The 19,841-nt window shown below is 67.5% G+C and carries 17 protein-coding genes and 1 riboswitch; of the genes, 4 read left to right on the forward strand and 13 right to left on the reverse strand.

Annotated features, from left to right (window positions below; translation table 11 throughout):
• Window positions 1-155 precede the first annotated feature (155 nt).
• The 8 genes from C1927_RS20820 to C1927_RS20855 form a co-directional block, all read right to left on the reverse strand.
• Window positions 156-503: a lipid-A-disaccharide synthase N-terminal domain-containing protein gene (locus tag C1927_RS20820; protein ID WP_079224311.1), complete on the reverse strand. Its 348-nt coding sequence runs from the start codon at window positions 501-503 to the stop codon at window positions 156-158.
• Window positions 503-1,225, reverse strand: a complete 723-nt coding sequence (locus tag C1927_RS20825) for a glycosyltransferase family 2 protein (protein ID WP_079224313.1) — start codon at window positions 1,223-1,225, stop codon at window positions 503-505. The genes C1927_RS20820 and C1927_RS20825 overlap by 1 nt, the downstream gene beginning before the upstream one ends.
• Before the next feature lie 90 nt (window positions 1,226-1,315).
• Complete coding sequence (locus C1927_RS20830) at window positions 1,316-2,281, reverse strand: NAD-dependent epimerase/dehydratase family protein (protein ID WP_079224314.1); 966 nt, start codon at window positions 2,279-2,281, stop codon at window positions 1,316-1,318.
• Between the two features lie 45 nt (window positions 2,282-2,326).
• Window positions 2,327-3,052 (reverse strand): suppressor of fused domain protein, encoded by a 726-nt coding sequence (locus C1927_RS20835; protein ID WP_108747698.1) that lies wholly within the window; start codon window positions 3,050-3,052, stop codon window positions 2,327-2,329.
• Window positions 3,053-3,136: 84 nt separating this feature from the next.
• Window positions 3,137-4,057: a ParB/RepB/Spo0J family partition protein gene (locus tag C1927_RS20840; protein ID WP_079224318.1), complete on the reverse strand. Its 921-nt coding sequence runs from the start codon at window positions 4,055-4,057 to the stop codon at window positions 3,137-3,139.
• Window positions 4,057-4,854, reverse strand: coding sequence for a ParA family protein (locus tag C1927_RS20845; protein WP_079224320.1), 798 nt, complete (start codon window positions 4,852-4,854; stop codon window positions 4,057-4,059). The genes C1927_RS20840 and C1927_RS20845 overlap by 1 nt, the downstream gene beginning before the upstream one ends.
• Window positions 4,855-4,966: 112 nt before the next feature.
• A complete protein-coding gene (gene rsmG / locus C1927_RS20850; RefSeq protein ID WP_079224321.1) occupies window positions 4,967-5,605 on the reverse strand; it encodes a 16S rRNA (guanine(527)-N(7))-methyltransferase RsmG in 639 nt (212 codons plus the stop codon).
• 39 nt (window positions 5,606-5,644) lie between these two features.
• Window positions 5,645-6,244 carry a 4'-phosphopantetheinyl transferase superfamily protein gene (locus tag C1927_RS20855; protein ID WP_079224323.1) on the reverse strand — a complete coding sequence of 200 codons (600 nt, stop codon included), beginning with the start codon at window positions 6,242-6,244 and terminating at the stop codon, window positions 5,645-5,647.
• A gap of 90 nt (window positions 6,245-6,334) precedes the next feature.
• Between C1927_RS20855 and C1927_RS20860 the strand changes: the two genes are divergently transcribed.
• Window positions 6,335-6,586 carry a GlsB/YeaQ/YmgE family stress response membrane protein gene (locus C1927_RS20860; RefSeq protein ID WP_079224325.1) on the forward strand — a complete coding sequence of 84 codons (252 nt, stop codon included), beginning with the start codon at window positions 6,335-6,337 and terminating at the stop codon, window positions 6,584-6,586.
• Between the two features lie 79 nt (window positions 6,587-6,665).
• On the opposite strand, the gene xth is transcribed toward C1927_RS20860, so the two are convergent.
• The 4 genes from xth to C1927_RS20880 form a co-directional block, all read right to left on the reverse strand.
• A complete protein-coding gene (gene xth, locus C1927_RS20865; RefSeq protein WP_108747699.1) occupies window positions 6,666-7,433 on the reverse strand; it encodes an exodeoxyribonuclease III in 768 nt (255 codons plus the stop codon).
• Between the two features lie 103 nt (window positions 7,434-7,536).
• The gene (locus C1927_RS20870; RefSeq protein ID WP_108747700.1) at window positions 7,537-8,946 is read right to left on the reverse strand and encodes a coniferyl aldehyde dehydrogenase; all 1,410 of its coding nucleotides are present in this window, start codon (window positions 8,944-8,946) and stop codon (window positions 7,537-7,539) included.
• A 247-nt stretch (window positions 8,947-9,193) separates the two neighbouring features.
• The gene (locus tag C1927_RS20875) at window positions 9,194-10,849 is read right to left on the reverse strand and encodes an MFS transporter (RefSeq protein ID WP_079224336.1); all 1,656 of its coding nucleotides are present in this window, start codon (window positions 10,847-10,849) and stop codon (window positions 9,194-9,196) included.
• Window positions 10,850-10,962: 113 nt separating this feature from the next.
• Window positions 10,963-12,390: a DcaP family trimeric outer membrane transporter gene (locus tag C1927_RS20880; protein ID WP_108747701.1), complete on the reverse strand. Its 1,428-nt coding sequence runs from the start codon at window positions 12,388-12,390 to the stop codon at window positions 10,963-10,965.
• 244 nt (window positions 12,391-12,634) lie between these two features.
• On the opposite strand from C1927_RS20880, the gene acs reads away from it, so the two are divergent.
• The 3 genes from acs to C1927_RS20895 all read left to right on the forward strand — a co-directional run bounded on the left by acs (window position 12,635) and on the right by C1927_RS20895 (window position 16,303).
• Window positions 12,635-14,578, forward strand: a complete 1,944-nt coding sequence (gene acs / locus C1927_RS20885) for an acetate--CoA ligase (RefSeq protein ID WP_108747702.1) — start codon at window positions 12,635-12,637, stop codon at window positions 14,576-14,578.
• An 81-nt stretch (window positions 14,579-14,659) separates the two neighbouring features.
• Window positions 14,660-15,325 (forward strand): response regulator transcription factor, encoded by a 666-nt coding sequence (locus C1927_RS20890; protein WP_006477308.1) that lies wholly within the window; start codon window positions 14,660-14,662, stop codon window positions 15,323-15,325.
• A 223-nt stretch (window positions 15,326-15,548) separates the two neighbouring features.
• Window positions 15,549-15,717, forward strand: a riboswitch (yybP-ykoY riboswitch).
• A 10-nt stretch (window positions 15,718-15,727) separates the two neighbouring features.
• The gene (locus C1927_RS20895) at window positions 15,728-16,303 is read left to right on the forward strand and encodes a manganese efflux pump MntP family protein (RefSeq protein WP_079224342.1); all 576 of its coding nucleotides are present in this window, start codon (window positions 15,728-15,730) and stop codon (window positions 16,301-16,303) included.
• A 39-nt stretch (window positions 16,304-16,342) separates the two neighbouring features.
• Here C1927_RS20895 and C1927_RS20900 read toward each other — a convergent pair whose 3' ends face one another.
• Window positions 16,343-19,789: a PAS domain-containing hybrid sensor histidine kinase/response regulator gene (locus tag C1927_RS20900; protein ID WP_079224344.1), complete on the reverse strand. Its 3,447-nt coding sequence runs from the start codon at window positions 19,787-19,789 to the stop codon at window positions 16,343-16,345.
• Window positions 19,790-19,841: the final 52 nt, after the last annotated feature.

The raw sequence follows: 19,841 nt of genomic DNA on the forward strand, positions 1-19,841 counted from the left end.
CTGCTCTTTCCACCAGGTCCGGCAAACCTCGCGCTCCGCGCGGAAGTCGACTGACAGTCGACTCTACCCACAGCGCGCACGCGCCGCAGGCGCGTGGTGGCGGGCAGCGCGGAAACGGATGCATCCGCCGGGCATGGCCCGGCGCTACCGGCCTCTCAGTGGCCGGCCTTGTCCCGCTTCCAGCCGCGGTGCTGGATGTCCAGGTGCAGGCTGTACAACGCCGTGAACGCGGGGAACAGGTTCTGCAGCACGCCCACCGAATCCTGCTTGGCCGAGAACAGGAAATAGCTCAGCGTCATCAGGCTGCCGACCACGCTCATGTACCAGAACAGGCGCGGGATGACCGGCTTGCCGGCGCGCTTGGAGGCCACGAACTGCACCAGCCAGCGGCCGCCGAACATCAGCGCGCCGGTATAGCCGATCAGCTTCCAGCCGGTCACGTGCAGGCCGGTCCAGTACAACCAGGTCAGCGGCTGGTCGAGCCAGTGCAGTTCCAGGTCCATCAACGCTCCTCCACCGCCGTGCGCTTGCTGCGGGTGATCAGCCATGCCACGCCGCGCAGGTCGCGGATGCCGACCAGGGCGCGGCCAAGGTTGTTGTACTTGGATACGCCGGCAGTGCGGTGGCGGTGGTTGACCGGCACGCTGGTGGTCTTCCAGCCGGCACGCTGCATCAGCGCCGGCAGGTAGCGGTGCATGTGGTCGAAGTACGGCAGGTCGAGGAAGGCCTCGCGCTCGAACAGCTTGATGCCGCAACCGGTGTCGGGCGTATCGTCGCGCAGCATGCGCGCGCGGATCGCGTTGGCCCACTTGCTGGCCCAGCGCTTGCTGCCGCTGTCCTGGCGGTTGACGCGCCAGCCGGCGAACAGCTTCACCTGCGCATCGGCGCTCTGCCGTGCGGCCAGCAGCTTGGGAATATCGGCCGGATCGTTCTGGCCGTCGCCATCAAGGGTCGCGATCCAGGGGGCGCGGGCGTTGCGCACGCCGGTGCGTACGGCGGTGCTCTGCCCGCTCTGGCTGACATGGTGCAGCACGCGCAGCTCGGGCGTGCTGGCTTTCAGGCCCTGCAGCACAGCCAGGCTGTCGTCGCGCGAATGGTCGTCCACGTAGACGATCTCAAACGGCACCTGGCCGCGCAGTGCGGCCACGATCTCCCCGACGAGGGGCGCGACATTGTCGCGCTCGTTGAACACCGGGACGACAACGGAAAGCTCGGGTTGGCTCATGGGTCACTCGGCCAGCAGGGATACAAAGACCGCGCATTCTCCGAAGCCGAGGTTATCCGAAGATGAATCCGGCTGTGTGAGGGTCCGTCCTCAGGCACGATCACCAAAATACTCGCGGCACCACTGCACCACCGGCGGCAGGCCCTGCTCGATCGGGGTGACCGCGTCGAAGCCGAAGGCGTCATGGGCGCGACGGGTGTCCGCCATCGTGCGCACCATGTCGCCCGGCTGCATCGGCTTGTAGACCTTCTGCGCGGGGCGGCCGGCGGCCTGCTCGATCACGCTGATGAAGCGCTCCAGCTCGACCGGCGTATGGTTGCCGAGGTTGAACACCCGGTGCGGCACGGTTTCGGTGCTGGGGTTCGCGAGGGCGCCGAGGATGCCCGAAACAATGTCGGAAACATGTGTGAAATCACGCTGCATGCGCCCTTCGTTGAACACATCGATCGGCCGCCCGGCCAGCACCGCGCGCGAGAACAGCAGCGGCGCCATGTCCGGACGGCCCCACGGGCCATACACGGTGAAGAAGCGCAGGCCGGTGGAGTGCAGGCCGTACAGCTGCGCGTAGGTGTAGGCCATCAGCTCGTTGGCGGCCTTGGTGGCCGCATACAGCGAGCGCGGCTGGTCCACGCGCTGGTCCTCGGAGAACGGGGGCGTGGCCGAGTCGCCATACACCGAACTGCTGGACGCGTAGACCAGGTGCTGCACGCCGCGATGGCGGCACAGCTCGAGCATGTTGACGAAGCCGACCAGGTTGCTGTCGACGTAGGCGTGCGGGTTTTCCAGCGAATAGCGCACGCCGGCCTGCGCGGCCAGGTGGATCACCGCGGTCGGCTTCACTTCATCGAACAGCGCGGCCAGGCCCTGCTGGTCGGTCAGGTCCAGGGTGCGCAGGTCCAGGCCCGGGCACAGCGCGGCCACGCGGTCGCGCTTGATCTGCGGGTCGTAGTAGTCGTTGAAATTGTCCAGGCCGACCACGGCCTGGCCGGCCTCCAGCAGCGCGCGGGCGGTGTAGGCACCGATGAAGCCGGCAGCGCCGGTAAGCAGGATGGTCATGGCAAAGGCTCTGCAACGAAGTTCAGACGGTGGATGTTACCGGTCTCAGAAGAAACCGAAGCGCTTCCTGGCGACGTTGACCCGGCCCGGCACGATCACATCCTGGATGTTCTTCGCATCGAAACGGTCCAACAGGGTCTCGGTGTCCTTCCGCAGCTTCAGGTCCATCTCTTCCGGGTACAGCGGGACGATGGACATGAACACGATGGTCCTGCCGTCGTCCAGCTGCAGCGTGTCGAAGCCCTCGGGGGTGGTCACCGGCGGCAGCACGATCGCGCCGTCGAAGCCCACGCCGGGGGCGTACGGCTCGGCCGGGTGGCCGTTGGGAATGGTGTGGCCGAAGCCGAGCCAGGTGTCGTACTCGTGCGGCAGGCGCGCCAGCGTCTTCAGCAGGCGCACCGGCCAGTAATGGCGCTCGTCCCCGAAGGCATCCTGGGTGATCGGCCAGTCGGCCGGCAGTGTCACCATCAGTTCCATGTACCGCGGCACCTCCACCTCTTCGGGCGTGGCCATGGGCAGGTCGCTCATGCCCGACGTTACCAGGCGCAGGTAAGGGAAGCGTTCGCTGGCCGGCACCACATGCACGTCGATGTGCACGAGGTCGGAGATGATTTCGTGGAATACGCAGGAAATCGGGCCCAGATGGCACTCGATGTGCGCGCTGATGGCCTCGATGTGCGAGTCGCCCCGGGCCGGGGTGAAGTCCTTCTCCCGGCGGTGGCGCAGGATCGGGCTGCCACCCGGGCTGACGTCGTCGATCTCAGTGCTCATTCCTGCTCCCTGGATGAGCCGCGGCACAGGGCCGTCCCGCGGCGTGCGCGCTTCCTGCCGCGCGCGGTTGCAGCGATGCCGCGCTCAGCCCTGGCGGGTGCGCAGCTTTTCCAGCACGCCGTCCAGCGTGTCCAGATCGGTGTAGTGGATGATCAGCTTGCCCTTGCCGCCGCGGCCGTGGTTGATGGCCACCTTGGTGCCCAGCGATTCGGACAGCTCGGTTTCCAGCGAGGCGATGTCGGCCTGCTGCACCTTCGGCGTGGCCACCGGGCGGTTGCTCGGCACCTTGCCGGCAGCGAAGGCCTGCGCACGGCGCTCGACCTCACGCACCGACCAGCCTTCATCGGCCGCTTCCTGCGCCAGCTTGCCCGCCAGTTCCGGGGCCAGGGTCAGCAGTGCACGGGCGTGGCCCATTTCCAGGCGGCGGGTTTCCAGCAGCAGGCGGATGGCCACCGGCAGCTCCAGCAGGCGCAGCAGGTTGGACACCGCCGCGCGCGAGCGGCCGACGGCCTCGGCGGCCTCGGCGTGGGTCAGGGTGAATTCGCTGATGAGGCGCTGCAGCGCTTCGGCTTCTTCCAGCGGATTGAGGTCTTCGCGCTGGATGTTCTCGATCAGCGCCATCGCGATGACGGTGCGGTCTTCCAGCTCGCGCACCACCACCGGCACTTCGTCCAGCCCGGCCAGCTGCGATGCACGCCAGCGGCGCTCACCGGCGACGATTTCGTAGTTGCCCGCCGGCAGCTGGCGCACCAGGATCGGCTGGATCACGCCCTGCGACTTGATCGAATCGGCCAGCTCGGAGAGCTTGCCTTCGTCCATCTCGCGGCGCGGCTGGTACTTGCCCGGCTGCAGCTGGCCCACGGCCAGCTTGCGCAGCACTTCACCCGGCAGGGGTTCGATGACCGCAGTGGTGGCCTGCACCTGGCTGGCTGCGCCCTTGGGGCCCAGCAGGGCGTCCAGTCCGCGGCCGAGGCCTCGCTTCTTGGCGGCAGGCTTGCTGGTCATCAGGCGGTCTCCACGGCCTTGCCGGCCTTGTTGCGTTCGTTGTTGCGGCGGATGATCTCGCCGGCCAGGCCCAGGTAGGCCACGCCACCGCGCGAGGCGCGGTCGTAGCCGACGATGCTCTGGCCGTGGCTGGGGGCCTCGGCCAGGCGCACGTTGCGCGGCACGATGGTGCGGAACACGCGGTCACCGAAGTGCTCGGTCAGCTCCGCCGACACGGCATTGGCGAGGTTGTTGCGCACGTCGAACATGGTGCGCAGCACGCCCTCGATCTCCAGCACCGGGTTGAGGTTGGTGCGCAGCGCTTCGATGGTTTCCACCAGCGCGCTCAGGCCTTCCAGCGCGTAGTACTCGCACTGCATGGGCACCAGCACCGAATCGGCGGCGGCCAGCGCGTTGAGCGTCAGCAGCGACAGCGCCGGCGGGCAGTCGATCAGGATGTAGTCGTACTCTTCGCGGATCGGCGCCAGCGCGCGCTTCAGGCGCTGCTCGCGCTCTTCCTGCGCCATCAGCTGGATCTCGGCCGCGGTCAGGTCGATGTTGCCCGGCAGCAGGTCGTAGCCCTCAGCGGTGGCCACGCGCACGTCGGCTGCCTTGGCTTCGCCCAGCAGCAGATCGTAGGTGGAGGAGACCAGCTCGCGCTTGTCCACGCCACTGCCCATGGTCGCGTTGCCCTGCGAATCCAGGTCGACCAACAGCACGCGCTTGGGTGCGTTGGCCAGGGAAGCGGCCAGGTTGACGGCGGTCGTGGTCTTGCCGACGCCACCCTTCTGGTTGGCGATGGCGATGATGCGGGCCATGCGGGTGTGCCTCGTCGACGTGTGCTGGGACCGGTCATTATGCGTACAACCGGCCCCGTGCGGAAATCATGGATCGCCAACCCCTTGTTTCGCAAAGGGCCGGCGGCGGGGTTCAGGGGCCTGCAACAGTGACCAGATGGCGTTCGCCGGCCAGGCCGGGCACGCTCAGCGGGGTCACCTCGCGCACCTGCCAGCCTGCCGGCAGGGCCGCGATCTCGTCATGCGGGTAGACGCCCTTCATGGCCAGCAGCACGCCACCGGGCCGCAGCAGATGGCCACCGACGCGGACGATGCCGGCCAGGGTATCCATCGCGCGCGCGGTCAGCTGGTCGTAGCGGCCGGCTTCGTCCAGCGCCTCGGCGCGCGATTCGGCCACGCGTGCATTGGCCAGGCCCAGCTGGCGCACGGCTTCGCGCATGAAGCGCGCCTTCTTGCCGTTGCTCTCCACCAGGGTGACCTGCAGGCCCGGGCAGGCAATGGCCAGCGGGATGCCTGGCAGCCCGGGGCCGGTACCAAGATCGGCAAGGCTGCCATCGGCCACGAACGGCTGCATCGCCAGCGAATCGAGCAGATGGCGGGTGACCATTTCCTGCGGATCGCGGATGGCGGTGAGGTTGTAGGTGCCGTTCCAGCGGTGCAGCAGCGCCAGGTAGCGCAGCAGCGGCGGCGCCAATGCGGCCGCCAGGCCCATGCTGGCCAGGCCCTGTTCCAGCGTGGAGACCACGCCGGCGGGAAGATCGTGTTCGCTCATGCCGTCATTATCGCCGGTTTTGCCCGCCGGTTCGCCGCTTCAATGCGGATACCAGGCCAATGCCGCGCGGAACTGGCCGCTGGCCTGCCATTCGTGCAGGTGCCAGCGCTCGGCCTGGCCCAGTTCGGCGTCGCACCAGCGCAGGTGCAGGGCACCATCGGCACCGGGCGCCAGCTGCAGCCGGTGCAGGCCGAAGGAGATGCCCTGGCCATGCGCCTTGAGCAGCGCTTCCTTGGCGCACCACACGCGGAAGAACCAGTGTTCGCGCGCGTCGGCCGGCAGCCCCTGCAGCCATGCCACCTCATCGGGGTGGAAGAAGCGCTGGATGATTTCCAGCAGGCGCGGGCGCGGCCGCAGCAGTTCCAGGTCCACGCCCAGCCGCACGCCCTCGCCCAGTGCCACCAGCAGCACCTCGCCGCTGTGGCTCCAGCCGGTGCCGTAGTGGGCCAGCGCGCCGGCCAGCTCTGGCCGGCCCTTGTCGTCGCGCACCAGCGGCAGGTCACCCGGTTCACCGCCCAGGGCCTGTGCCAGCACCTGCCGGGCCTGCGGCTCACCGCGCTGGCCGGGCACGTGCGGGCAGCGCCAGACCGTCACCGGGCCGAAGCGCCAGGGGCCGTCCAAGGTGGCAGGCAGGCTCATCCGCACGCGCCCGTCACGGGATTGCACGACGGGTTCACAGCGCTGCGCGTCAACTGGCGCTCGTCCCTTCCCCTTCCCGAGGTCACGTTCATGGGCATCATCATCTGGCTGATCGTTGGCGGCATCGTTGGCTGGCTGGCCAGCATCATCATGCGCCGCGACGCCCAGCAGGGCATCATCCTCAACGTCGTGGTGGGCATCGTCGGCGCGCTGATCAGCGGCTGGCTGTTCGGCGGCGGCATCAACGAGGCCATCACCCTGCGCACGTTCCTGTTCTCGCTGATCGGTGCGGTGATCCTGCTGGCCATCGTCAACCTGTTCACCCGCAAGAGCATCCGCTGATCTGAACGGTAGCGCCGGGCCATGCCCGGCGTCTCCCGGCCGCCGCTGCGCTCGCCGGGCATGGCCCGGCGCTACCGCATCAACCGATCTCCACCCACGCCGGCGCATGGTCGCTCGGGCGCTCCCAGGTGCGCGGCTCGCGGTCGATGCCCGATGCCACGGCACTGGCCTTCAGTGCGTCGGAGACCAGCGTCAGGTCGATGCGCAGGCCCAGGTTGCGGCGGAAGCCGGCCGCGCGGTAGTCCCACCAGCTGAACACCCCGGCCTCGTCGTTGTGCAGGCGGAAACCATCGTGCAGGCCCAGCTGCAGCAGCTTTTCCAGCGCGCCGCGCTCGGCGGTGGAGGTCAGGATGTGGTTCTCGTTCCAGACCTCCGGGTCGTGCACGTCGCGCGCATCCGGGGCGATGTTGAAGTCGCCCATCACGATCAGCTTCGGATGGCGCTGCAGTTCCTGCGCGATCCAGGCATGCACCGCTTCCAGCCAGCGCAGCTTGTAGTCGTACTTGTCGGTGCCGATGTCCTGGCCGTTGACCACGTACAGGTTGATCACCCGCAGGTCGCCGAAGGTACCGGCGATGACGCGCTTCTGCTCGTCCTCGAAGCCGGGGATGCCGATCTGCACGTCCTGCGCCGGCTCACGCGACAGCAGGGCCACGCCGTTGTAGGTCTTCTGCCCGGCGAACACGCTGCGGTAACCGGCGGCGATCAGCGCCGAATCGGGGAACTTGTGGTCCTCCAGCTTGGTTTCCTGGATACCGACGATGTCCGGGCCGAACTCCTTGAGCCACTGCTCCAGGTGCGGCAGGCGGACATTGAGCGAATTGACGTTCCACGAGGCGATTTTCATGGGGCCATTCTACCCGGGTGGGCTGGCCCGGTAGTGCCGGCCGCTGGCCGGCAACCCCATGAACGTTCGGCGAGACCCTGCATCTGCCGGCCAGCTGCCGGCACTACCGCACCAGCAGCTTCAACAACCCGGCAATCTTCGAATACGGCGGCCGCAGCCGGTCGCTGGCCGCCCAGCGCGACTGCCACAGCACCGGCAGCCGCTTGCTCATCGCATCGAACCCGGCCCGGCCGTGGTACGCGCCCATGCCGCTGGCCCCCACCCCGCCAAACGGCAGGCCATCGGCGGCGAAGTGCAGCAGCGTGTCGTTGACTGTCACCCCGCCGGCCACCACCTGGCCGAGGATGCGCTCCACCGTGGCCGTGTCATGGCTGAAGGGATACAGCGCCAGCGGCCGGTCGCGGGACAGCACGTCGCCCAGCGCGGCCTGCAGATCCGGGTAGGCGCGCACCGGCAGGATCGGCCCGAAGATCTCCTCGCGCATCAGGTCCAGGTCGTCCGGCGGATCCAGCACCACGGTCGGCACCAGCAGGCGCTCACGGTCGGCACGCGCATCATCCACCTGCGCCAGCGGAATCACCGGCACGCCACGCTCGCGCGCCTGTGCCAGATAACCCTGCAGTCGCTGGTACTGGTCTTCGTTGATGATGCGGGTGTAATCGCCGGCATCGCTGAAATCGCCGTAGCGCTCGCGCACCTGCTGCTGCAGCGCCTGCACGAACTCGCGCTGGCGTGCGGTGTCGATCAGCACGTAGTCCGGCGCGATGCAGGTCTGGCCCGCGTTGAACCACTTGCCGGTGGCCAGCCGCGCGGCGGCACTGTCCAGCGGGAAATCACGGCAGACGATGGCCGGCGACTTGCCGCCCAGCTCGAGCGTGACCGGCACCAGATGCTCGGCAGCAGCGGCCATCACCTTGCGCCCCACTGCCGTCGAGCCGGTAAACAACAGATGGTCCAGCGGCAGCGAGGACACCGCCGCAGCCACGTCCGCCCCGCCCTGCACCACCGCCACGCGGTCGCGCGGGAACACGCTGGCCAGCAGATCAGCCAGGAACGCGCTGGTGCGCGGGGTGTGCTCGGAGGGTTTCAGCAGCACGTGGTTGCCGGCGGCGATGGCCGTGGCCAGCGGTACCAGTGCCAGCGTGACTGGGTAGTTCCAGGGCGAAATCACCCCGACCACGCCCAGCGGCGTCGGCCGCAGCTGCGCGCGCGCCGGCCACAGCTTCCAGCCGGCCGATACGCGCTGCGGCTTCGACCAGCGCCGCAGGTGGCGGCGCAGGTGGTCGATGGCCGACAGCACGCTCATGCCATCGGCCAGCTTCGATTCAACGTGGGCACGGTGGCCGAAGTCCTCGGCGATGGCCTGGGCCATTTCATCCAGGCGCGGCTTCAGCGCCTCGCGCAGGCGGCGCAGGTCGGCTTCGCGCTGGTCGAGCGTGGGGCGCTGGGCCTGCCAGGCGCTGCGCAGGGTGTGCAGGATGGCGGGGAGGTCGGCCGGGGCGGTGGTGGTCATGGGCCGACTATACGAGCTACGGCGGTCATGACCGCATGACAGGGAGTGGAATCGACTGGGTAGAGTCGACTGTCAGTCGACTGCCGTCGGCGCAGAACGCATGAACCCCGCGCTGCGCGCGATAGTCGACCAACGGTCGACTCTACCCTCCCGTCAGGCGATCCGGCGCCCCACAAACAGAAAGGCCGCGGTCTGCACCGCGGCCCTTGAAACTCCGGTGGGTGCCGACCGTTGGTCGGCACGCCGGTTACTTGGTGATGTCCACGTTCTTCGTTTCACGCAGGAACAGGCCGCCAATCACCACCGACATCAGCGCGATGATGATGGGGTACCACAGGCCGTAGTACAGGTTGCCGGTACCGGCCACCAGCGCAAAGGAGATCGCCGGTAGGAAGCCGCCGAACCAGCCGTTGCCGATGTGGTACGGCAGCGACATCGAGGTGTAGCGGATGCGGGTCGGGAACAGTTCAACCAGGTAGGCGGCGATCGGGCCGTAGACCATGGTCACGTACAGCACCAGCAGCCACAGCATGAAGATCGTGCCGGCGATGTTGATGCGCGAACCATCGGCCTTGGCCGGATAGCCCGCCGTGGTCAGTGCACCCTTCAGTTCGGCACCGAAGGCATCGGCCTTGGCCTTGCCTTCTTCCTTGGTCAGGCCGGCGGCCTCGTACGAGGTGACGCTGGCGCTGCCCACGTTCACCATGGCCAGCGAACCGGCAGCGGCCGGCTGCACGTCGTACGGCACGCCCGCCTTGGTCAGCGCGGCAGTAGCCACGTCGCAGGAGCTGGTGAACTTGCGCAGGCCGACCGGATCGAACTGGAACGAGCAGGTGCTCGGATCAGCCACGACCAGGGCCGGCGAGCTGCTGCGGGCTTCTTCGATGGCCGGGTTGGCGAAGTGGGTCAGGCCCTTGAAGATCGGGATGTAGGTGACGGCAGCCAGCAGGCAGCCGGCCAGGATGATCTTCTTGCGGCCGATACGGTCGGACAGCCAGCCGAAGAAGATGAAGAACGGCACGCCCAGCGCCAGCGCGGCGGCGATCAGCAGGTAGGAGGTGGTGGCATCGACCTTCAGCATGCTGCTCAGGAAGAACAGCGCGTAGAACTGGCCGCCGTACCACACCACGGCCTGGCCGGCCGCAGCACCCAGCAGAACCAGCAGCATCAGCTTCAGGTTGCCGCCCTTCAGGCTGTCACGGAACGGGGTCTTGGAACCCTTGCCTTCGGCCTTCATCTGCTGGAACAGCGGCGATTCGCTCAGCTGCAGGCGGATCCACACCGAAATGCCCAGCAGCACGATCGAGACCAGGAACGGAATGCGCCAGCCCCAGGCTTCGAAGGCTTCGTTGCCCAGGAAGTAACGGCAGGCCAGGATGATCAGCAGCGACATGAACAGGCCGAGCGTGGCAGTGCACTGGATGAAGCTGGTGTACAGGCCGCGCTTGTCTACCGGGGCATGTTCGGCCACGTAGGTCGCCGCGCCACCGTACTCACCGCCCATCGCCAGGCCCTGGGCCAGGCGCAGCACGATCAGGATCACCGGTGCGGCGAAACCGATCGAGGCGTAGTTGGGCAGCACGCCGACCAGGAAGGTCGAGATGCCCATGATGAGGATGGTGACCAGGAAGGTGTACTTGCGGCCGATGCGATCGCCGAGGCTGCCGAAGAAGGCCGCGCCGAACGGACGCACGAAGAAGCCGGCGGCGAAGGCCAGCAGGGCGAAGATCATGCCCGTGGTTTCGTTGACGCCACTGAAGAACTGCTTGGCGATGATGGCCGCGAGCGAGCCATACAGGAAGAAGTCATACCACTCGAAAACAGTACCCAGGCTGGACGCGAAGATGACCTTCTTGTGTCCCTGGGTGAGTTCGGCTTTCGCCGGTGCAGGTGTGCTGGACATGAGACGTTTTCCCTCTGTAGATGCCGACCGTTGGTCGGCATGCAATCCCGGTAGGTGCCGACCGTTGGTCGACTCCGTGTTCTGGTAGGTGCCGACCGTTGGTCGGCACTTATTTAGAAGCTGTACTTCGTGGTGAACTGCACGCGGTTGATGTCGCCCTTGCGGCCGTCCTCGATCTCACGCACGCCGTACATGTACTCGGCACCGATATCGACCTTGGGCATCGGCGTGTAGAAGATGTTGCCGCGGATGCTCTGCACGCTCTTGGTGACCAGCGGCCCCAGGCTGCCATCGTTGTCGTAGTCGCTGCGGGCGTAGATCAGGTTGGTGCGCAGCTTCGGGGTGAATGCATGGCGCCAGCCGACGTAGCCGGCCAGCACGCCGGTCGGGTTGAGCTCGTCGCGGGCAATGTCGTAGGCAGTGTCCGCAGTAACGCCCAGGCCGATGTAACGGGCGATGCCTTCGCCACCGGTCAGCTGGTAGTGCAGCGAATCATTGCCGCCCATTACCCACTTGCCGCCGAGGGTCAGGCCGCCGGCCACCTTGTCGGCCTTCGCGTTGGTGGCCTGGTTGTCGACCTTCAGCTGGCGGACGATGCCGCCGACGCCGAAGGTGCCCCAGTCACCCTTCCAGCCGTAACGCATCGTCAGGTCGGGCAGGCTGCCACGGTCGGAGTTGGCGCTGGCGTTGGTCCACGCGCCGGTGACCGGGTTGCGGATGCCGGTGAGGGTGGTGGTTTCCGGGTTTTCCAGGGCGACGCTGAAACCGCCCTGCGTGTAACGCACCTGGGCCTGGCGGACGAAGATCACGCCATCGGTCGGGCCGACGAAGTCGACCGCTTCCGGCAGCGCCGCCGCATCCATGAAGTTGGACCAGGTCTGGCCAGCCAGCCAGTTGTTCCAGTACATGTAGGCATGGCGCAGGGTCACGCCGTAGGTGTTGGTGGCGGTCTGGTTGCCCAGCGAATTGCCGAAGAAGTCCATCTCGAACATCGCGCCGGACTTGTTGCCCGACTCGCTGACGTTGTCGATGCCGATGTTGAAGCGCGAGAACTTGGCGTGGGCGTTGTAGTCCACGTCCGAGCGCTTGCCCGAGCCGCCGGCGCCGGCCACCGGGGTCTGGCCCGGCAGGTACAGCGCGCGGCCGGTGGCATCGTCGGCCAGCTGGCCATCGCTGGTCTGGGTGGCCAGGAAATCGGCCTTGATGAAGCCGCCGATCTTGACCGTGGTGCCCGGCGCGGCGCCCGGGGTGATGGTGGTGACCTGGATCGGCTGCTTGCCGGCCGGCACCTGTGCGACCGGCTTCTGCTCGGCCTGCACGGCGCGGACATCGGTCACGGCCTGCTGGGTCTGGACGATCTGGGTCTGCTGTTGCTGCTGCGAGGACAGCAGCGCCTGGACCTGGCGTTCCAGTTCGGCGACGCGTGCTTCCAGTGCTTTCTCTTTGGCGGTCTCTGCAAACGCCATGCCCGGTGCGACCAGGGCGACCAGCAAGCAGGCCGCCAAAGGTTTGCGCACGGCTTTCAACGTACGGTGGCTCATGTTGCCCTCTCTCCCAAGTGGCAAGGTGATGCCGCGCGTGGGGCACGGTCGAGCCGAGACTGCGGGGCGTTTATGTATAGCGGTATTCGCCATTGGTCGAACCCGGGCCTGCAGAGCGCCGCCTTTCGACCATGGTCTAAGCGCCGTGGTGACGCGACCGGGGGTGGATGGGGCAAACTGGTGGCGGAGGGTCGCTGCGATGCTGCGACCGCACATACAAAGTCAACGTGCAAGTGAGGGTGCCATGGCTGATATCTACCCCGTCGATCCGCAGTTCGCCGCCAAGGCACGCATCGACAAGACGTCTTACCAGCAGCAGTACCAGGCTTCGGTGTCCGACCCGGATGCGTTCTGGGGCAAGGCCGCCGAACGGCTGGACTGGATGCGCAAGCCGACCACGATCAGGAACGTCAGCTACGACCTGGCCGACTTCCGCATCAAGTGGTTCGAGGACGGCGAGCTCAACGCCAGCGTGAACTGCCTGGACCGCCAGCTCGAGAAGCGCGGCGACAAGACCGCCCTGCTGTTCGAACCGGACGGTCCGGACGCACCGGCCCAGCACGTGACCTATCGCGAGCTGTACGAGCGCACCTGCCGCCTCGGCAACGCGCTGCGCAACCTGGGCGTCAAGAAGGGCGACCGGGTCACCATCTACCTGCCGATGATCGTCGACGCCGCCGTGGCCATGCTGGCCTGCGCGCGCATCGGTGCCATCCACTCGGTGGTGTTCGGTGGCTTCGCGCCGAACTCGATCGCCGACCGTGTCAGCGATTGCCAGAGCAAGCTGATCATCACCGCCGACGAGGGCCTGCGCGGTGGCCGCAGGATCCCGCTGAAGGCCAACGTTGATGCCGCGCTGAAGCTGCCGGGCACCAATACCGTCGAAACCGTGCTGGTGGTGCGCCACACCGGCGGCGCTGTGGACATGCAGGCCCCGCGCGACCGCTGGTTCCACGACGTGGTGGACAGCCAGCCGTCCACCTGCGAGCCGGAACGCATGAACGCGGAAGACCCGTTGTTCATCCTCTACACCTCCGGTTCCACCGGCAAGCCGAAGGGCGTGCTGCACACCACCGGTGGCTACCTGCTGTACGCGGCCTACACCCATGAAGCGGTGTTCGACCTGCGCGAGGACGACATCTACTGGTGCACCGCCGATGTCGGCTGGGTCACCGGCCACAGCTACATCGTGTACGGCCCGCTGGCCAACGGCGCGACCTCGCTGATGTTCGAAGGCGTGCCGAACTACCCGGACACCTCGCGTTTCTGGAATGTCATCGACAAGCACCAGGTAACCATCTTCTACACCGCCCCGACCGCCATCCGTGCACTGATGCGCGAAGGCGAGGAGCCGGTGAAGAAGACGTCGCGCGCGTCGCTGCGCCTGCTCGGCAGCGTCGGCGAGCCGATCAATCCCGAAGCCTGGCGCTGGTACTACGAGGTGGTCGGCGACAGCCGCTGCCCGATCGTCGATACCTGGTGGCAGACCGAGACCGGCGGCATCCTGATCTCGCCGCTGGCCGGCGCGATGGACCTCAAGCCGGGTTCGGCCACCCTGCCCTTCTTCGGCGTGCAGCCGGCGCTGGTCAATGCCGATGGCGAGATCCAGGACGGCCCGACCGAGGGCAACCTGATCATCCGTGATTCCTGGCCGGGCCAGATGCGCACGGTCTACGGCGACCACCAGCGCTTCATCGACACCTATTTCCGCACCTACCCGGGCAGCTACTTCACCGGCGACGGTTGCCGCCGCGATGAAGACGGCTACTACTGGATCACCGGCCGCGTGGACGATGTGATCAACGTGTCCGGCCACCGCATCGGCACCGCCGAAGTGGAGAGCGCACTGGTTTCGCACCCGAAGGTGGCCGAAGCGGCCGTCGTCGGCTTCCCGCACGACGTCAAGGGCCAGGGCATCTACGCCTACGTGACCCTGGTGGCCGATGAAACCCCCAGCGACGAGCTGCACAAGGAGCTGGTGGCTTGGGTGCGCAAGGAGATCGGCCCCATCGCCACGCCGGACCACCTGCAGTGGGCGCCGGGCCTGCCCAAGACCCGCTCGGGCAAGATCATGCGCCGCATCCTGCGCAAGATCGCCGAGAACGCGCCGGACCAGCTCGGCGACACCTCGACCCTGGCCGATCCGTCGGTGGTGGCGTCGCTGGTGGACGAACGCAAGGTCCGCTGATGCATCACCCGGGGTCAGATCCTTTTCCGGCAGGAAAGGGCTCTGACCCCATGCAGCTTTCCCCACGGTTCCCCCCCGACCATGACCACCCTCCTGATTGCCGATGACCACCCGTTGTTCCGTGAAGCCCTGCGAGGGGCCGTGCAGCGGGTCATCCCGGGCGTGCAGCTGTTCGAGGCCGACAGCGTGGAAGCGCTGTACGCCCTGGCCGACCAGCACAACGACGCCGACCTGGTCCTGATGGACCTCAACATGCCCGGCGCGCAGGGATTCAACGCGCTGGTGCACATGCGCTCGCTGCACCCGCACCTGCCGGTGGTGGTGGTGTCCGCACGCGAAGAAGCCACGGTGATGCGCCGCGCGCTCGACCACGGCGCGCTCGGCTTCATTCCCAAGTCGGCCGACTCGGACACGATCGGGCATGCCCTGGGCACCATCCTCGATGGCGAGACGTGGGCGCCGCCGGAAGCGCACAACGTGCCGCCCACCGGCAGCGAGGAACGCGAGGTCGGCCAGCGCCTGCGCGAGCTCACCCCGCAGCAGTTCCGCGTGCTGCAGATGCTCGGCGCCGGCCGCTTGAACAAGCAGATCGCCTACGACCTCAACGTCTCCGAAGCCACGATCAAGGCCCACGTCACCGCCATCCTGCGCAAGCTCGGCGTGACCAACCGCACCCAGGCCGTGCTGATGGCCGGCAAGCTGGCGATCGACGACGACGCCATCGTGCTGCCGCCGGAAGAAGACTGACGGTAGTGCCGGCCGCTGGCCGGCATTCACCTGGAACCACTGGAACTGCTCTGGTAGCTGCCAAGCTTGCTTGGCACGCTTCTACCGACGCACCTGCCGGCCAGCGGCCGGCACTACCAGGCGCCGCTGTGCTCGCGGTATAGCCTTCGCTATACAAACCAGCCCTGCCTGCGCGTTTGCCCGCAAATGCGCCACGCGCGGATCGCGGTGCTAAGCTTCGCGTCCCCTTGGGGAGTAGCCGGATTCCTACGCAGGAATCGTCCACGTCAACATACTCGGCCAGTGCGCCGTGGCGTGGACAACCATGATGGTTGGCGAGACCAGCGGCCCGCGCGCGCAACGACAGGTTGGGCGCGAGCGCGAGCCGTGCGTCCGTCCTTGCCCGACCTTCAGCAGCCGCCAATGTCTCCTGTTTCGATCCTCCTGATCGGTTTCGCCATGTCCACCGATGCCTTCGCTGCCGCGATCGGCAAGGGTGCGGCCATGCGCAAGCCGGTGTTCCGCGATGCACTCCGTGCCGGCATCATCTTCGGCGTCATCGAGGCGATCACGCCCATCATCGGCTGGCTGCTCGGCCGCGCCGCCCTGCAGTACGTCGAAGCGTTCGACCATTGGATCGCCTTCGGCCTGCTGGTCGCGCTGGGCGTGCACATGATCATCAACGGCGTGCGCCCGGACAGCGGCGAAGAGGATGAGGATCCCTCACAGCACCACGGTTTCTGGAAGCTGGCGCTGACCGGTTTCGCCACCAGCATCGATGCCATGGCCGTGGGTATCGGCCTGGCGTTCATGGACGTGCATATCGGCGTGATGGCTGCGGTCATCGGCCTGTGCACGCTGACCATGGTCACCGCCGGCATCATGCTGGGCCGCGTGCTGGGCGGCATGGTCGGCAAGCGTGCCGAGATCATCGGCGGCGTGATCCTGGTGATCATCGGTTCGACGATCCTGTACGAACACCTGCACGGCGTGGCGTAACACGTTGAGGATTGCGTGGTTGCCGGCCAGCGGCCGGCACTACCTCGCATCGCGCAGCGCGCCGAGGAAGGCGCGCAGCGAGGCCGGCTTGATCGGCTTGGTCAGCACGCGGTAGCCACGCTCGCGTGCCATCCGCTTCAGTTCATCGCGGCCATCGGCGGTCAGCAGCGCGCCCGGCAACGGGTAGCCGGCCGCTTCGCGTAGCGCCACCAGTGCGTCCAGGCCATCCATGCGGTCATGCAGGTGGTAGTCCACCAGCATCACCTGCGGTTGTTCGGCCACCTTCTCCAGCGCCTGGTCCACGGTCGATGCGGTGATCACCTGCACCTGCCAGCGGCCCAGCAGCGCACGCATGCCATCGAGGATCTCCTCGTCGTTGTCCACGCACAGCACGCGCAGCCCGGCCAGCGAGTCGCTGCGCACCGGCGGTGCGGCGGCCTGCGCGGGCAGCAGCGGCTCGCTGTAGCCCGGCAACGGCGCCACGCGCGGCAGGATGATCGAGAACATCGAACCACTGCCGACCCGGCTGCGCGCGTTGAGGCGGTGATCGAGCAGGCGCGAGATGCGCTGGCAGATCGACAGGCCCAGGCCCAGCCCCTGCTCGCCCCAGTCGAAGGGCTGCTGGTAGCGGTGGAACTCCTCGAAGATCTGGCGCATGTGATGCTCGGGGATGCCCGGACCGGTATCCCACACCTGCAGTTCCACTTCGTCGCCACGCTGGCGCACGGCCAGCACGATGCGGCCCTGGCGCGTGTAGCGCAGCGCGTTGGCAAGGAAGTTCTGCAGCACGCGGCGCAGCAGGCGGCGGTCGCTGCGTACCCAGGTGGTACGCGCGAACAGGTCCAGGCGCAGGCCACGACCGGCCGCCACCGGCGTGTACTGGGCGGCCAGTTCGCGCATCAGCGCACTCACATCGAATTCGCCGATGACCGGGTGCAGGCCGCCGGCATCCAGCCGCGACACGTCCAGCAGGCCATCCAGCAGTTCCTCAGCCGCACGCAGCGAGGCATCCACACGCTCGGCCAGGTGCTTCTGTTCGTCGCTCACATGGTCGCTGTCACGCAATGCCGAAGCGAACAGGCGCGCGGCATTCAGCGGCTGCAGCACGTCATGGCTGATCGCCGCGAGGAAGCGGGTCTTCGACTGTTGCGCGACCTCGGCTTCGTGCGAGCGCTCGGCCACGCGTTGTTCCAGCGTTTCGTTGGCTTCCAGCAGTGCTTTTTCCGCGTGCTTGTAGTCGGTGATGTCGTTGTAGCTGGTCACGTAACCGCCGCCGGGCAGCGCCTGGCCGCGCATCTCGATCACCTTGCCATCGCTGCGCGTGCGTTCGAACACGTGTGGTGAACCGGCGCGCATGTAACCGATGCGGCGGTTGATCTGCACTTCGATGTCGCCTTCGCCGAGCTCGCCGCGTTCGGCGTTGTAGCGGATCAGGTCGGCCACCGGCCGGCCCACGTAGAGCATGCCGTCGGGGTAGCCGAACATGTCCTGGTAGCGCCGGTTCCACGCCGTCAGGCGCATGTCCGGGTCGACCACGCTGACGCCGGCGCTGATGTTTTCCAGCGTGGTGGACAGGATCTCGCGGTTGAAGCGCAGCTCCTGCCCCGCTTCGTCCAGCACCGCCACCACTTCGCCCAGGTCCATGCCCGAGCCACGCAGCAGGCTGGTCAGCAGCAGGCGCGCGGAGGCGGCGCCGATCGACGCGGCCAGCAGGCGCTCGGTGAACTGCACCCAGGGCCGGTCGGCCGGTGCCGAGGACTGCAGCTCGCGGCCCAGCGACTGTGCCTGTTCGAAGAACGAACGCCGCGCGTGGCGCTCACCCACCACGCGCGAAGCCAGGGCCAGCAGGTCGCCCACGTGCACGTGGCCGGGCCAGCCGCCCGCCACCGAGGGGCGTTCGGCGTAGGGGTCGAGGAAGGGCGCGGCGCGCAGGCGCTCGTCCACCCCGGGGCGCCAGCGCGCGGACACCAGCATCATCGTGGCCGCGTTGACCAGCAGCGACCAGAACGTGCCATGGGTCAGCGGGTCCCAGCCGGTCATGCCGAACAGTTGCTGCGGGCGCAGCCATTCCACGCCGAACGGACCGTGCTGCACCCAGGTCGCATCCACCCAGCCGGCCATGGTCATCGCCGGCAGCAGCAGGGTGTACATCCAGGTGGCAAAGCCCAGCACCATGCCCGCTTCGACGCCCCGGCGGCTGGCGCCGCGCCAGTACAGGCCGCCGATCAGGCCCGGCGCAAACTGCGCCACGGCGGCGAAGGCCATCAGCCCGTACGAAGCGAGGCTGCTGTCGTTGCTGCTGCTGCGGTAGTAGCTGTAGGCCATCAGGGCCAGCAGCAGGATGGCCAGGCGGCGGATCCACAGCACGCGCGAGGCCATGTCGGCCGCCTCCTGGTGGTCGCCACTGCGGCGCAGCAGCACCGGCATCACCAGGTCGTTGCTGACCATGGTGGCCAGCGCGATGGAGGCCACGATGACCATGCCTGTGGCGGCCGAGAAACCGCCCACGTAGGCGATCAGCGCCAGCGCGTTGCGGCCTTCGGCCAGCGGCAGGGCCAGCACCATCGAATCGTCGGCCACGGTACCGCCGGTACCGAACAGGGTCACGCCGGCGGTGGCGATCGGCAGCACCATCGCCGAAATCAGCACCAGGTAGCTGCCGAACATCCAGCGCGCGCGGCGTACGTCGCGCACATCGCCACACTCGACCACGGCCACGTGGAACTGGCGTGGCAGGCAGATGATGGCCAGGAAGCTGAGCAGCGTCTGCGAGATGAAGCCCACCGGCGGCAGGCCGGTGAACAGCGTATGCACCGACTGCACCACCGCATCGGTGCGGTTGCTCAGCCACAGGTAGGCGAACACGCCCACCGCGAGCATCGCCAGCAGCTTGATGACCGATTCGAAGGCGATGGCCAGCATCATGCCGTGGTGGTGCTCGGTGGCATCGACCTGGCGGGTACCGAACAGGGTCGCGAACAGGGCCATCAGCAGGGCCACGTACAGCGCCGGATCGGTGAAGTAGCCGGTCGGGCCGGCGTTGCCGGTCAGCACCTGCAGGCTCATCGCCACTGCTTTGTACTGCAGGGCCAGGTACGGAACGATGCCGATCAGGGCAATGATCGCCACCAGCGCGGCCAGCCGCCGCGAGCGGCCGAATCGCGAGGAGATGAAATCGGCGATGGACACCACGTTCTGGCTGCGCGCCACCAGCGCCAGGCGCTCGATGATGCGCCAGCCGAACAGCAGCATCAGCAGCGGGCCGATGTAGATGGGCAGGTAGCCCACGCCGTGGCGCACTGCGGTACCGACCGCGCCGTAGAAGGTCCACGACGAGCAGTACACGGCCAGCGCCAGGCTGTAGACGACCGGCCGCAGCCACGGACGGTCGGGGTACATCGGCCGGCGGTCGCCCCACCACGCCACGCCGAACAGCAGCGCGGCATAGGCAACCGAGACCAGCAGCAGGATCCAGCTGGAGACCACGCGCGCGTTTCCGTCAGGACAGGGGCCAGTAGATCACGACCGTTGGCCATTC

The organism is Stenotrophomonas sp. ZAC14D1_NAIMI4_1 (assembly GCF_003086775.1).
Classification (GTDB): domain Bacteria; phylum Pseudomonadota; class Gammaproteobacteria; order Xanthomonadales; family Xanthomonadaceae; genus Stenotrophomonas.